A 14,935-nucleotide genomic window follows, 5' to 3' on the forward strand; every position below is an offset into this window, starting at 1 on the left:
CCGCCATTTCATTCAGGAGATGCGAACATGGGGTATGTCACTACGCAGGACGGTGTCGAGATTTTTTACAAAGACTGGGGGCCACGCGATGCCCAAGTGATCTTCTTTCATCACGGATGGCCACTGAGCGCGGATGACTGGGATGCGCAAATGCTGTTTTTTCTGGCGAACGGCTACCGGGTCATCGCACACGACCGGCGGGGGCACGGGCGCTCCAGTCAGGTCTGGGACGGGCACGACATGGATCACTATGCGGATGACGTCGCGGCCGTAGTCGACCATCTTGGCGTGCAGGGCGCCGTGCATGTGGGGCACTCCACCGGCGGGGGCGAAGTCATCCATTACATTGCTCGCCACGGCGAAGACCGAGTGTCGAAGGCCGTTATCATCAGCGCCGTACCGCCGTTGATGGTTCAGACCCCGAGCAATCCAGGCGGCTTGCCGAAGTCGGTTTTCGATGACTTGCAGGCACAGCTCAAAGCCAACCGGGCGCAGTTCTACCATGACGTTCCAGCGGGGCCTTTCTACGGTTACAACCGCCCGGGTGCAAAACCGTCCGAGGGCATCATTCGCAACTGGTGGCGACAAGGCATGATGGGCTGTGCAATTGCACATTATGACGGGATCGTGGCCTTTTCTCAGACCGACTTTACCGACGATCTGAAAAGCATCACGATCCCCGTGCTCGTGATGCATGGTGATGATGATCAGATCGTGCCTTATGAAGACTCCGGACCCTTGTCAGCCAAGCTGTTGCAAAACAGCACGCTGAAAACCTACTCGGGCTACCCACACGGGATGCCGACAACGAACGCCGATACCATCAACGCCGATTTGCTCGCTTTCGTCAGAAGTTAGGCAACGGGAGGGGCGGGTAAACGCCTGCCCCTGCCTTCACGACAGCCATCAGCTCCCAACCTGTAGGTCTATATCTTGCGCGTGACCTGGCGGTCAACGCCGCTACAAATCCCGAGCGATGGCTGCCTGTCATGGGCGTCTGCAACCGACTCCGACGCGGTTATTCCAGTAGCGGACAGGTTTCAGTAAGCTCATACCACGGAACCTCGTGAACGAGGGTAACGTGCGGTACGACGGCCAAGCGCGGAGGCAACCATCATGCACCTGATCGAGATTTTTTTGCCGCTCAACACGAACGATGGCACACCTCAGCCCGTCGAGCTTTTTCGCCATGCGCGGGAACAGTTGGCCGAACAGTTCGGAGGCGTGACGGCGTTCACCCGCAACCCGGCGAAAGGGATTGAGCTGCTGGAAGGCAACGAAAGATCAGAGGACGACGTCATCGTTTATGAGGTCATGGTTGAAGCCGTTAACCGGCTGTGGTGGCAACGCTACAAGCGCGATCTTGAAGCGCGTTTTCAACAGGAAGACATTCTGATCCGTGTGACCGCCGTGAGCCTCGTTCGCTAGCCAAATCAGCAGGGCGCCGCAGCGGGCGGTGGACACGGTATTCAACCAGCGCCCGACAGCTGCTACTCAGGGTAGGCGTTTTCTGATCGGCCTGACGTACAGTGTCGGGCAACGACGTAGATGAGCCGGAATCTCCGATGTCTCAACGCCGCTCGATATGGATTGCGCTGTTGGTTGCCGTCACATTCTCGGTGTTGCAGCGTTAGCGCACCAGTTGCTCCACCAACTCAGGCGTCACGTAGTGCGGTCCGTCGAACAGGTAGAGCGGATAGCCGCCATAGGCCGCCAATTGTGTCTTCAGCTCGGGCGCCGTCGCGGAACGAAATCCGCCGCCAAAGTTGGGGCGAAAGGCTTCGACGATGATCCGCACACGGTTTTTCCCCAGACGCTGGCGCAAGGCGTCGGCGTAGGTTCTGGCGACCGGCGCGGTGCGGGCGTAAACACCAACGCCGTCCTGGAAGAACACACCGATGTCATCCGGCAGCCACTGTTTGAGCCATTCGGCCGTGGCGACCGGGCCTATATTGGCGCCGTCATAAACGCTGATCCACAACGGTCGCGGTAACTTGGCCAGCAGGGCAGGCAGCTCTTTGGCACGGGTCCAACTCGGGTCGACTTCGGCGGGGAAATACCAGCCGGTGACGTGTAACGGCGTAGGCAGTTTGGCGATGCGTTCCGAGACCGCAGCCAGTTGCTCGATGTTGTCCCGTGAGCGGTTTTCGCTGAAATAACCCGCCAGCCCAAGGATGACATCCTGCGCCCAGGGCGCCTTGGCGATGCGCGCCCAATCGGGCAGCACCGGCACGCCGGGCAGGCCGGTACCGGGAATGAACGCCTGATCGTCGACGACCGTCCACTGCACCAGCAACTCACGGGCGCCGAGTTTTTCCCAGTGCCCGTTGATGCCGACGGTTTGGTTGTCCGGCTGCCAGACGATGCCGACGATGTCCGGTTCGACAGCCTGGGTGCGCGTCACGTAGAGCGTGCCGGTCGATGCGGCGAGCGTGGCGGCCAACAGGAGCGCAACAACCGCCCCGCGACTGACGGTGTAATTGAAGACGTTCACGGCAGTGCCTTTTTGATGCGTTGATGCCACTGGCTCAGCGAGGTGACGCCTTTTGCGTTCCAATTGGCCGCCGCGTCAGGGCCGAGGTGGAATTGGCCTTCATTGAATTGCCAGACGATCACTTGCGGCTTGTGCTGGGCAAAATCGGCAGACTCCAGGTATTGCAGCAGCGTCGCCCACGGGCCGACGTCGCCCGGATTCCAGGTCAGTGCGACGGGACGGTCCAGGGCATTCGACAGCTTCTGCGTAAAGCCAAGATAAGGCTGGACAAAGCTGTTGCCGATCACCTGGACCGGCGCCGGTGCATCATCGATCAGCAAGTCTTTCTCGGCCTGATGGCGAACGGTGTAGATGTCGCGACCAATCGCCTTGCGCTTGATCGCCGGGAGGAAATTGCTCGCCAGATCGCCGAACGCGCGTCGGTCGAACCACTGGCCCAGCGCCGCGCCACCGCCCGGATCACCTTGCAGGCGGTAGCGGGTGTTGATGAGCTGCGCCGTGGCGTCGGCAGTGTTTTCGGCGCTCCACGCCGTCCAGTGATAGTCGGCGCGGTAAAACGCGGTCTGGTTGCCTTGCTCGGTCCGTTGCAGGATCGGCTTGATGTTCAGTGTGCCGAGGCCCGCCTGGGTCAGATCGGTTTGCAGGTGGTCATAGCGCTGCATCACCGCCGGGCTCAAGGGTTGATCGGCGGGCAGGCGCTGGGCATAAAACGGCGCTTTCATCGGCACCACCAGCACGATCAACCCGATGTGTTGGTGTTCAAGTGCCTGCTGGATTTTTTTGATCAGGGCAATGTTGCGGGCAGTGCCGGGATTATCGACCTTGCTCAAGCTTTCCCAGGCCGGGAATAACCAGCCGCCGTCGCCGGTGATCACCGCCGAGGCTGCCTGGACGCCGGTGCCGGACAGGCTCGCCAGCAGGCCGGCGATCATCGCGGGCACCGACCATCGACGGAAAAAGCGTTCGGGTTTGCAGTGACGGTTCATGGTGCGGTCTCGTCCACCAGGCCAATCAGGCGCGGCGCCTTGCGCGAGCCGATCAGGAACAGGCTGTAACGATCGCCGGCCTTGAAGGGTGCCAGCTTCAACGGCAGGCTGGAGGTCTCATTGCAGCTGGCAACCAGCGTCGCCTGCACCGGGTTGATCGTGCGTTGGGCTTGTCCGTTGAACGGCACCTGGCTGAAGACCACGGCGCCATTGGCCAATTTAATATCGGCCGGTTCGCAACCGCTGCCCAGGTTGTACACGTTGAGCTCGGCGCGCAGGTCTTTGCCGCGTTGTGGCGGGTCGATGACCAGGCGGGGTGCGCGTGCCGGATCGCTGTCGAGAATCAGCGTGACCCACATGCTTTTTGGTGCAGCGAGGCCTGTTATCTCGCGGCCATTGACGGTCACGCGCAGCGGCTGTCGCGAATCCACCGCCTGAAAGGGACTGGCCACCGTCCCTTGGGCGGACAGGGCAAAGCTCGTGCCTTGGTCGATGCGAACCTGCGTGGCGGTGTCGCCGGGATTGACCACCCGCACCCAGGCCGAGCCTTCGGGCAATTTCGGCGCGTACAGTTGGGCGATTTCAGGGGCGGCGTGCGCCGCCCATGTCGGGACCAGGGCAAGACCCAGGCACCAGAAAACTCGAACGTTCATGCAAATCCTCAATAGGAGTAGGTCAGGCGGCCGAACACGCCTTGAGCGCGATCATCGCCCAGCACCTTCACGCGGTACTGCAGGGAAAAATCCACGTAGGAGCGGGGCGCGTTGTAGGCATCCTCGCGGAACCAGTAGCGGACGTTGTTACCGACACCCACGCCACCGGCCCTGCCGGATGAAGAGTCGGTGTTGCCATCGGCGTCGGTCCCGCTGTTCATTTTGGAGTCGTAGTCGAACGCGGCCACCACATGCGGGAAACTCACCCAGCGCGAGCCGGCGCCGCCGATGGCGTAGCTGCGACCCACCTGCCATTCGCTGTTGAAATAGTCCCGCGAGTCGTTGATGTAGTGCCCGGCTTCGGCAAACAGCTGCGAGGTCCACCAGCTGGAAGCATCGACCCGCAAATCGGTGCCGACGCTGGCGCCATAGCCCAGGCGCACCAGCCAGTCACCGTCAATGTCCGACGATCCCAACGGGAACGTACGCTCGACCGCTGCCATCACGTTCAACGAGGTGAACGGCTTGACCCGTACGCCGACGGCACCTTGCAGCGCATCGAAACCGGTATCCGAATCGCCGTTCTTGCTCCACAGCGTGTCAGTCACGCGTCCGTAGAGTTCGACAAAACGGGCGTTGCGATAACCCAAGGGACGCCAGGACAGTTCGGTGCTGTTTTGCACACTGTCATTGCTGGTGCTGCCACCGCTGGGGGCTGAACTCAGGCCGCTGCTGGAATTGTTGCCACGATAGCTGGTGGTGCTGGTCAAACCCCAGGTGCGCGAAACATCCGCCACCGCGCGGCGGGTGTCGAACAGCTGCTGCGCGGGCATGTCCAGCTCGCCGGCGTTCTGGGCGTCGATGACGCGCTTGAAGTAGCTGACCGCTTGCTCGTCGTCATTGACCCGCATCGCGTTATACGCCGCGTCCTGCGTCGCCGTCGGCGTGAGTCGGGTCTCGGCATCGGCTTTTTGGAACGACGTATGGGCGCCGTCATCATCGCCGGCCTGGACCGACAGATAGGCCATTTGCAGGTCGCTCATCGATTCCAGTTCGCCCGTGTCCCGCGCTTGCTGCAAGCGCTCGCGCGCCGTTCGGCGCTGACCGATGGCTGCATACAGGCTGGCTTCCTCGTAAGCGGGCAGGCTGCCCAGTGCCAAGGCCTGGGTGAAGTCCTTGCGAGCCCCGGCGTCGTCACCCGATCGCTGGCGCAGACGACCGCGCTGGGCCAACAGCCGCGCGTCATCGCCATTGATCTCGAGGCCGTCGCTGGCGGCCGCGATGGCTTCGGGCAGACGTTTCTGCTCACTCAGGGCGCTGACCAACAGACGCCGGTACGCCGGATTCTGCGGTGCGCGGTCAATGGCTACCTGCGCCAGGGCAACGGCGGTCTCGGCGTCCTTGCGGGCCAAGGCCGCGTAGGCCTGGGTGGCCGTGTCGGTTCCGGCATCGCGCAGGTTGCCCGGCCAGATATCGCAGACCAGGCCGAAGGCGCTTTCCTGACAGTTCAAGGCGGGGGCCGGTAACAGGGCGACGGTGTTGAAGCCGTTGTTTTTTTGCCGCAATGCCATTCGCGCGGCAGTCCGTCGGCGGGCCACTTCGCCGCTGTCATCGTCGGCCAGCGGCTGCAAATGATCGAGCGCCTGCTGCGGCTCGCCATGGGCCAGTGCGGCGTCGGCGGCGAAAAACCGAATGTCGCGGGTTTCCGCTTCCAGCAGGCCATCGATGGCCAGTGCGTGATTCAAATCAGCCTGGGCCAACCGGATTTTGCCCTGGCGATCGAGGGCATAGCTGCGCAAAATCCACGGCGCGATTTCCCCATCGTCCTGTGCCAGTGCGGCAGACGCGGCCTGTTCGGCTGCGGGGTAATCCTTGCCTGCCAGCAGCGCACTGATCAGCAGTTGCTGATTGGCGCTGATCTCGGGCGCCCAGGCGACGGCTTTCCGGGACTGGTCAACGGCCCGGGTGACATTGCCTTGCTCCAGGGCGTGATAACCCTCAACCGCCAACGGCGCCGCCAGTTGCCGACGAATCGCTTCGCGACGCATCAGCAAGGTATCGTCGTCCGGGAACATGTCCAGTGCCTGGGTGGTGGCCTGATCTGCGGCTTGCAGCTGTTGTTGACGCTGCAAGGACTCGATCAGCAGCAGCCGATAATCCATGCGCTTCGGCGCCTGGGCGATCGCCTTGCGTGCCGCCTGGGCGGCCGCGCCGAAGTCATCGCGATCATAGGCCTTGAATGCCTGGGCCGCGGCGCCGAAGCCTGGAGCCTGGCGTGACTGCGGGTAGCGCTTGGGATGGTCACGCAGGTCCTTGTCGCGCTGCGCCAGGGTAATCAACGTGTTCAAACGGGTGATATCGGCCCGCTGCCGCAACGCTTCGCGGGCCTTGGCGATGGCCAGGTCGTAGTCTTTGCGTTCGTAAGCGCTGTAAGCCTCGTTGGCCGTGACATACGCCGGGCCAGTCAACGGCAATGGCAGCGTCTGGGCATGCGCAACGGCGGGTAACAGGCTCAGTCCCGTGGCCATGAGGGTCAGGAAGGGACGGTTCATGCCGGAAGCTCCGCAGGGTAGTGGCTGTGCTGACGTGCCACGGCCTTTTCGATGGTGGCGCGGGGCAGCACGCCGCTGTCGACCAGATAGTCGCCGATGCGTCCGTGATGCTGCGGGCGGTACTGCAACATGGCGCGACTGAACACCTCGCGATCCAGCAGGCCCATTTCGATCAACAGGTCGCCCAGCAGCGGCGCTCGCGCATCCGGCACCGATTGGCCTTCACGCACGTTCAGTTGACGCAACTGCGCGACGATTTCACTTTCACGGGCAATCAGCTGCACCGGTTCGCTGCCCAGTTCATCGCTGATCTGTTGCAGACCTTCAGCCGTCAGCGGGCTGGCCACGGCGACTTGCGCCCGGCCCTCGGCATTCAAGCCCAGCGGCACCACACGCCAGCGCAGGGCGAATTCATCGTCCAGGGTCTGGGTGGCATCCTCAGCCATGGCCGCCACATCGAACACACGCGGCAAGTCGTTCTGGAAGGCGATGGCTTCCGCCAGCGTCTCGTCGTCCAGCCAGCCGTTACTGAGCAATATCCGCCCCAACGGCATGTGCCGGGTTTTCTGTTCGGCGAGAGCGCTTTGCAGGTCGGCGTCGTTGATCGCCTGCCAGGACAGCAACACGCTGCCGAGCTTGCGCGGTGCGGCAGCGACGAGGTCGGTGGACGGGAAGTCGTGCATGGTCTTGTCCCACACCAACTTGCGGTTCAGCACCTTGCCGACGAGGAACATGCGCCAGGCCCGTGAGGCGGCCATGAAGTTGACGAAGTTGCCCACGACCATCCGCGGAATGGACAGCAACCCATGCTGCCAGCCGTACAGCACGGTGGTGAAATAGCAGCGGTGCGCGATACGCCAGGCCAGCGCGATACCGTTGGCCAACAGCAAGTATTTGATCACGCCGCCGGTTTCAAACGGCGCCGGGAAACTCACGTCCCACAGGCCACTCTGGCGCAGGATAATCAAGCCCACCAACTGCAGCAGAATCACGTAGGCAAGGATGCTGATGAACGCCGTCACGATACCTTTGCGGTCACGGAACAGCAGGTATCGGTTGGCCAGCGAACCGCTCCAACCCATTTGCTCCCAGCCTTGCAGGCCGATGCCGAGTGTCCAGCGGGCTTTCTGGCGAAACGCAGTGCGGAAGGTGTCGGGAAAAAATTCGCGCACGCACAACGGCATCTGCAAGGTCGATTCGTAAGGCTTGCGAAACCATGATTTGCGCAACACGCGAAACTGCACCGGGAAACGCACGAAGATCGCGTTCATGCCGACCTTGGCCAGGCGTGCGCCGACGTCGTAGTCCTCGGTGAGGCTGTCAGTGTTGAACGGCTGGTTCTGGGTTTCCCCAGCCAGCACTCGCAGGGCACGATGGGAGAAACAGGTGCCGACCCCGGCCGACGGCACCGTGTCGGTCATGCTTTCACGCACCACCAGATCCTTGCCGTGCCATTCGGCGAATTCGTCCATGTACGTGCCGGCCACCCATTCGTACCAGTTGCGCTCCAGCGAAACCACAGGCAACTGGATCATGTCCTTGCGCGGCAGCAAGTAGTTGAACAGGCGCAGTTCCAGCGGGTGCAGCACGTCCTCGCTGTCGTGCAAGACGACACCGGCGAAGGTCATGCCGTGGGTCTTCTCGTGCAGGAAGATGGCCTGGATCACCCAGTTCAGGCAGTCAGCCTTGCAGGTCGGCCCGGCATGCGGGACTTCCACGCGATGCAGCTGCTTGTAACGCCGACGCATGCGTTCCACTTCATCGATGGTGCGCTGGTCGTTGATGTAGGTGCCGACAAAGACCACATAGTTCTGGTAATCCAGGGTCGACACCATGTTTTCAATCATCGGCGCGATGACGTCATATTCCAGCCAGGCCGGGACCATGATTGCCAGTGGCTGTTCATCCCGGGCCATCAATTGCTCGGCGGTCAGCGGCCGATATCGGCGATCCGCGGTGAACTTGCGAAACAGCCGGCGAGACCAGTACCACAGGTCAATAAACAGGTCGTCCAGGCTGGAGATCAGGATCAGCACCGCAACCACAATGGTCGAGATCTCCAGGAAGCTGTAGTAGTGAGCCAGCCAATAGGGCCAATAAAGCGACGTCATCGAAGGGTTCCGTTACTGGCGATTGCGACGGGCGTTACGGCCAGCCAGCAACAGGATGAGAACCAACAGGATGCCACCCGGAATCAGCCACAACAGCGACGGCGTGCGCCAGGCGTCCAGGCCCTTGGGTTCTTCGTTGTCGATCAGTTGGCTGCCACTCGGATCCTTGGCATCGAAGGTGGACAGCGTGCCGTTGTCACCGAGGATGGCCACGTCGCCGCGGGTCAGCAGAATCTGCTTGGCGAAGCGCGGCGCATCGTTGCCCAGGGCGCGATAGACCAGGCCGTGCTGGCCACCGGCATCCACCACTTGCAGCGAGGCCAGATGGTTGAGGGGATGCACGTCCAGCAGCACTTGATCCTTGTGATTGATGCGCAGGCGACCCTGTTCATCGACCTGTACCGATTCCTTGCTGTTCTTGATCGGCAGCTCGAACGCCAGGAAGGCTTTGTCCGGCGTGACCGAAACCTTGGGGTCGGCGCTGACGCTCAAGTGCGCACGCAACGGTGAAACGCCGGCGCCGTCGGCGACCGAAATCACTTGCGGCAAGCTGCTCGCCGGATGCTCGAGGTAGGCCTGTGGCACGAGGATTTGCGTGTTCATGGCAAAGCGCGCGGCCATGCCGGAGAAGTCATCATCCAGCGCGGTTTTTTCCAGCACGATGTGGCTGGTCGGGAGCACCGAGACCGGGAAGGCCTGTGGTGTTTCCAGGCAACGATCGCTGACGGGCTGACGCTGGAAAGAGACACGCAGCACGTTTTTCGAACCCAGCGCGTAACGCGGGATTCGCGCTTCGATGCGTTGCTTCTCACCGTCGGCCACCAACTGTTGCGCGCCGATCAGGTAATCGTTGAGAAACAGCGAGGCCACCGGCGCGGTATCCGAAGCGCCGGGGGCGGCAGACACATCGATCACGGCCTTCACCGGCAAGCGTCCGTCATAGGCGACGCTGCCCAGCGGGAACGAGGTGCTCCAGTCGGACTTGGCCAGCACGTCGAGGGTGCCGGGGTTGCCGCCCAAACGCGACAAGGCCACACGGCCGTCGGCGCTCAAGGGCATCTGTGCTTCGCTGACCGTCAATTGGCGGCTGCGTGCCAGGGCGTTCCAGGCCGAACTGAACAAGGCCAGCGCCTTGCCGGTCGCCTGTGGCGCGATCATCAGCACCGGGCGTGTGCCCAGCAATGCCAGGCGCACATTGTCAGTGCCGGTGGCGGCCAGGCCTGCGTTGATATGCCGCTCACGCCATTGCGTGAAAGCGTTGGCTGCCGTGGCGTCCAGGCCTTGAATCTGGTTCTGCAACGCGTCCAGGGATTGATTGACGGCATTGAGCAGTTGCGGATCGTTGATGGCCAGGTCCGCCTGAACGTTCGGCGTCTGTCCCAACATCAACAGCGCGCCGATCTCGGCCGGGTTCGCCAGCACGTGCGGGCCTTTGACGTTGAGGCTGGCGAAGGCTGGAATCGTTTGCAGTTCAGCCGGAATGCGCAGACTGCTCAGGTCAACGCTGTCCTGTACGGCGGGGAAGGGCAGGATGCGGCTGTGTTTGCCAATCCGCTCCAGCGCCACACCCAGGCGCCAGGCGGCGTCGTAGCTTTCGGCGGACAAGGTGCCCGGCGCGACCATGATGCCCGGCTTGCCGGGTAATACCGTCCAGGCGGCACCGACGTCCTGCAACTGGTTGGCGTCGTAGCTGTAAGTGAGGCGGGTGTCTGGTTCGATGCGCAACACATTGCCGATGGCGCGTTCGTCTTCGCACAGTACACGGGACACGATGGACGACCAGGCAACGCCGAGGCGCAACGAGCCGTTTTCTCGCGCTTTCTTATCCACGCCGAGCGTGACGCTGGCGTCGCCCTGGGCTTCGCTGAGCCCTTCAGCACGCACCGGGTAACCGTCCAGCGACAACAGCAGCGTGTTGCGGCCACCTTCGCCATTCAGGTAGCTGGCGTCGAAATTAAGGGTGGCATCCGTCAGCGGCACACCGGCCGGCACGGGCAGGTACAGTTCGCGCCGGGCATCGGTGGAACCGAGGATGATCGGGGCGTCGATCCCCAGATCGCTCAAGCGGATTTCACGCTCCTGGCGCGTGTCGGCGTTGAGCCGGTTAATCGCCTGGGTGAGCGGGCTGTCCGCGGCCAGGGCAAAGGTCGGCATGAGCGCGAGCAGGCTCACGCCACAGGCAAGGGCGCTGAGCGCACCCATATGGATGGCAACGGAAGACTTCATTCAGGCAGATCTCGAGCTGATAAGGGGAGGAGCGGTTCAGGTGAAAGCCGGGTGGTTTTTTTCGGGCACACGCGCCCCTGACGGTTGGTGCAGGAACCTGGGTAAGGGCACCTGTGTCACGACAAAATCATCGACCGCACGCCCCATCAGGGCGTCGACGATGCGTGCACTGGCCTTGCCGTCGCCGTACGGGTTGGCGGCCTGGGAGCTACGACGCCACAGCAGTTCATCATCGAACAGCGCGTTGACGCCTGCGATGATCGAGTCCGGCGACGTGCCGACCAAACGCACGGTGCCCGCAGCAACCGCTTCGGGGCGCTCGGTCACGTCACGCATGACGAGCACGGGTTTGCCCAGGGACGGTGCTTCTTCCTGCACGCCACCGGAGTCGGTGAGGATCACATGCGCACGTTGCATCAGGCGCACGAACGCCAGGTAGTCCAGTGGCTTGATCAGGTGCACGTTGGGCAGGTCGCCCAGGTGCTCGGTGACCGGGCCCATGACATTCGGGTTCAAGTGCACCGGGTAGACGATCTGGATATCAGCCCGTCGGGCCAAATGGCTCAGCGCCTTGCAGATATCAAGGAAGCCTTCGCCGAAGTTTTCCCGACGGTGCCCGGTCACCAGCAGCACCTTGCGGCCGGGTTGCAGGAAGAGGAATTGCTGGTCCAGGCTTGCACGCAACCCGGCGTCCTGCTCAATGCGCCGCGCCGTTATCTGCAACGCGTCGATCACCGTATTGCCGGTCACGAAGGACCGACCTTGAAGGCGTTCGTCGAGCAGGTTGTTGCGCGATTCGTGAGTCGGCGCAAAGAGCATGTCCGCGCCCAGATCAATGCAGCGCCGGTTCATTTCTTCCGGCCACGGGCTGTAGATATCACCGGTTCGCAACCCGGCTTCGACATGACCGACCGGGATCCGTCGGTGAAACGCCGCCATCGCGGCGACCATCGCCGAGGTCGTGTCGCCATGCACCAGCACCCGGTCCGGCCGGGTCTGTTCCAGCACCGGATCAATCGCCGCGTAAAGCGCCGCCGTCAGCGAGTTGAGCGTCTGGTGGGGCGTCATGACGTCGAGGGTGAAATCGGCCTTGAGGTCGAACAGATCCAGCACCTGTTTAAGCATGCTTTGGTGTTGTCCGGTGACGCAGATCAGCGAATGAATGCCGGGTTCCGCCGCGAGGGCCTTGACCAACGGTGCCATCTTGATGGCTTCCGGGCGGGTACCGAAGATCGAAAGGATCTTCATCCTTGAATGAGGGTGAACGATGATGTCTTCCTTGCGCATTCAGTGCGCAGCACAACAGCGGGCTCAAGTTTTATTGAAACTTGAACTCGCTAGCGTTAGTTGGAGTTAGTAGAAACCGGGTAATCAGAGAGAGCGGACAGTCACTTGTGTTGGGTGGTGCATCATCTGGAACCCGCATCCGGCCGGGATTATTAGCATCGAATGCGCCTATTTCAAAGCGCCATGTGCGTTTTTTATTTAGCTGATTAAGTTTGAAACTTTTGTATTTGGCGTGGGTCTTTTCTAGTTTTTCGACTTTTTCTGAAGGGTTGTTAGAAACGTTATTAAAGTGGCTATGATCGTGATTTTGTTGTTATTTTTGTTTTTCTGTCCGTTTGTCGGGATGTCGGAATTATTCACTGTTTAGTGAGGTCTCGCTGTATTGCTTTAATGGCGCCAGTTTGCCGGAATTGTCACCGTTGTGCCAGTCACTTAAATGGCGCCTTTATATTGTCATTATCAAGTAAGAAGTTATTTTGATGGCGAGTTAAATCGAAAAGCTAACATTCGGTTGCCCGTTCACTGTTGCCGACCTGGTCTTGCCAGCGCATCGCTCATCATTTCATTGGAACTCCCATAATCCTTCTCCGTCATCTGGAATGAGGGGGGCTACGGGCATTTCGTGGCGAACCCGATAACGCTTTTTTATCCAGAGGGCGAGGGCAGTCATGAATACTTCAGACACCAGAACGGACGGTCAGACTGACCAGAACGGCTCCGGAAGACCGGAGCAGGATTTTCAACAGTTGAAGGAGAACGTAACAGAGACGCTTGGCAGCGCGAGACAGCAGGCCGACGCCCAGTTTGGGCAGTACCGCGACACGGCAGCAGACCAGATCGAGGCGCTGGCACAGGGGGCGAAATCCTTCGTTTCCGAGATTGAAAGCAAAGACACGCTCGGTATGTCCGACTACCTGTCAGACATGGCGGAGTCCATGAGCGGCCTCGCGGGCAACCTGCGTGGAAAGAGTGCCGAGCAGCTGCTTCACGACGCGGCGAACCTGGCGCGAAACAACCCCGCACTTTTCATTGCCGGCAGTGTGGCGCTGGGTTTTGGCCTGTCGCGATTCCTGAAAGCCGGCAGCGCCCCGGCGGCGACATTCCCTGATGCCGGCGACCCGGCAGCAGGCAACTCAATGCCGCCGTCAGGCGGTTTTGGCGCCCAACGTCCTTATGAAACGTCCGTTGTACCGCGCACCGATCCAGGTGCCGGTCTGGCCACGGGCATCACGCCGGCATCGGCCAATGAACACGACCATCCTTCGGACTTCGCAACGACCTCCACACCCGGCTCGACAGCCTTCAAAGGAGAACTGTGATGAACAGAGAAGATTCAGATTTCCCCGGCACAAGACCGGTGTCCGCCACTGAACATGACGCGTCAGTTGTCGGCTTGTTACGCCAGCTATCGCGTGAAGTGCCCGCGCTGTTCACCAAGGAACTGGCCTTGGCCAAAGCCGAGCTTCAAGCCAGCCTGACGACGCTCAAGGCCGGCCTTGCCGCGGTCGCGGGCGGTGCGATTGTGCTGCTGGCAGGCTTCATCATCTTGTTGATGTCGGCCGTCTACGGACTGAGCCTGGTGATGGCGCCCTGGTTGGCGGCGCTGATTGTGGGGGTCGTGGTGATGATCATCGGGTTCGCCATGTTGCAATCAGGGAAAAAACAATTCGAGCCGTCCAACTTCAAGCCGGATCGCACACTGGACGCTTTGAATAAAGACCAGGAAGCACTGCGGAGGAAAGTCTCATGAATCGTGAATTTGAACTTGAATCGCAAAAAAGTCCTGAAACCATCGAGCGTGAAATCGATGCGCAGCGGGCCAGCATTGGCAATATCGTCGATGCGCTGGAAAGCAAATTCACCCCGGGTCAGATGTTCGATCAGGCGCTGGGCATGATGCAGAGCAATGGCACGATGTTCCTGAGTAACCTGGGCACCAGCGTGCGCAACAACCCTGTTCCTGCCGTGCTGACATCGGTCGGGTTGCTGTGGTTGATGATGAGTCAGAACCGTCCACCGACCCCACGCCCGGTCTATCCAACTGGCCCCGATCAGGACAGGGTTGGCGAATGGGCCGAGGGCCTGTCGGATGGCATCGACAGTGCGCGTGAGCATTTGCATCACACCACTGACTCGCTCAAGGAGGGTTACCAGGCCGTCAAAGGCAAGGCTGCCAACCTGACGGATAACCTGGGTGCCGCCACCGATAACATCAGCCACGCCGTGCATGACGCCAGTGACCGGTTAGTGCGCAGCACTCAGGTGATGACTAATCAATTCAGCCATTTGCTCAAGGAACAACCCTTGATGGTTGCCGCTGCGGGCATCGCCCTGGGCGCCATGCTGGGGGCGGCATTGCCGTCGACGGCGACCGAGCAACGGTACCTTGGCAAGACCAGTGCGGGCCTGGCCGACAAGGTCAAGCAACAGGCACGGGAGGGCTTTGAGGCGGTGCGCGATACGGTGACAAAGACCACGGATCATTCGGACATGGACGTCAGGCCGGAAGGTGAGCGTCGATCAGCCTCTGATTCGCCAGCCGATTTATCACATGGCTTAGGCACGTCGTAAAAGGCTGAATGAAAGACGGGAGGTCGCCATTGACCTCCCGTTTTTTTATCCGTCG

12 protein-coding genes are annotated in these 14,935 nt (G+C 61.2%); 5 read left to right on the forward strand and 7 right to left on the reverse strand.

Annotated elements, in window-relative coordinates; genetic code table 11:
* Positions 1-27 precede the first annotated feature (27 nt).
* Positions 28-858: an alpha/beta fold hydrolase gene (locus tag ACA057_RS13385; protein ID WP_497349032.1), complete on the forward strand. Its 831-nt coding sequence runs from the start codon at positions 28-30 to the stop codon at positions 856-858.
* 258 nt (positions 859-1,116) lie between these two features.
* Positions 1,117-1,428, forward strand: coding sequence for a hypothetical protein (locus ACA057_RS13390; RefSeq protein ID WP_497349034.1), 312 nt, complete (start codon positions 1,117-1,119; stop codon positions 1,426-1,428).
* 202 nt (positions 1,429-1,630) lie between these two features.
* Here the strand turns inward: ACA057_RS13390 and ACA057_RS13395 are convergent, their stop codons facing one another.
* From ACA057_RS13395 to wecB, 7 genes are read right to left on the reverse strand one after another with little or no spacing between them, the layout of a single operon-like run.
* Positions 1,631-2,494, reverse strand: coding sequence for an alpha-amylase family protein (locus ACA057_RS13395; RefSeq protein ID WP_497349036.1), 864 nt, complete (start codon positions 2,492-2,494; stop codon positions 1,631-1,633).
* Positions 2,491-3,480 (reverse strand): alginate O-acetyltransferase AlgX-related protein, encoded by a 990-nt coding sequence (locus ACA057_RS13400; protein WP_497349038.1) that lies wholly within the window; start codon positions 3,478-3,480, stop codon positions 2,491-2,493. Before ACA057_RS13400 ends, ACA057_RS13395 begins: the two co-directional genes overlap by 4 nt.
* The gene (locus ACA057_RS13405) at positions 3,477-4,133 is read right to left on the reverse strand and encodes an alginate O-acetyltransferase AlgF (RefSeq protein ID WP_497349040.1); all 657 of its coding nucleotides are present in this window, start codon (positions 4,131-4,133) and stop codon (positions 3,477-3,479) included. The genes ACA057_RS13400 and ACA057_RS13405 overlap by 4 nt, the downstream gene beginning before the upstream one ends.
* A gap of 8 nt (positions 4,134-4,141) precedes the next feature.
* Positions 4,142-6,685 (reverse strand): NfrA family protein, encoded by a 2,544-nt coding sequence (locus ACA057_RS13410; RefSeq protein ID WP_497349042.1) that lies wholly within the window; start codon positions 6,683-6,685, stop codon positions 4,142-4,144.
* A complete protein-coding gene (locus ACA057_RS13415) occupies positions 6,682-8,796 on the reverse strand; it encodes a glycosyl transferase family protein (RefSeq protein ID WP_497349044.1) in 2,115 nt (704 codons plus the stop codon). Before ACA057_RS13415 ends, ACA057_RS13410 begins: the two co-directional genes overlap by 4 nt.
* A gap of 12 nt (positions 8,797-8,808) precedes the next feature.
* Positions 8,809-11,022 (reverse strand): hypothetical protein, encoded by a 2,214-nt coding sequence (locus tag ACA057_RS13420; protein WP_497349046.1) that lies wholly within the window; start codon positions 11,020-11,022, stop codon positions 8,809-8,811.
* 36 nt (positions 11,023-11,058) lie between these two features.
* Positions 11,059-12,225, reverse strand: coding sequence for a non-hydrolyzing UDP-N-acetylglucosamine 2-epimerase (gene wecB, locus ACA057_RS13425; protein ID WP_497349888.1), 1,167 nt, complete (start codon positions 12,223-12,225; stop codon positions 11,059-11,061).
* A 752-nt stretch (positions 12,226-12,977) separates the two neighbouring features.
* Here wecB and ACA057_RS13430 point away from each other — a divergent pair.
* The 3 genes from ACA057_RS13430 to ACA057_RS13440 are packed head-to-tail and all read left to right on the forward strand — an operon-like array spanning position 12,978 to position 14,880.
* Entirely contained in the window at positions 12,978-13,628 is a 651-nt protein-coding gene (locus ACA057_RS13430; protein ID WP_497349048.1) for a hypothetical protein, read from the forward strand.
* Positions 13,628-14,059 (forward strand): phage holin family protein, encoded by a 432-nt coding sequence (locus tag ACA057_RS13435; protein ID WP_497349050.1) that lies wholly within the window; start codon positions 13,628-13,630, stop codon positions 14,057-14,059. The genes ACA057_RS13430 and ACA057_RS13435 overlap by 1 nt, the downstream gene beginning before the upstream one ends.
* Entirely contained in the window at positions 14,056-14,880 is an 825-nt protein-coding gene (locus ACA057_RS13440; protein WP_497349052.1) for a DUF3618 domain-containing protein, read from the forward strand. Before ACA057_RS13435 ends, ACA057_RS13440 begins: the two co-directional genes overlap by 4 nt.
* Positions 14,881-14,935: the final 55 nt, after the last annotated feature.

Source organism: Pseudomonas sp. LBUM1661 (assembly GCF_059695925.1).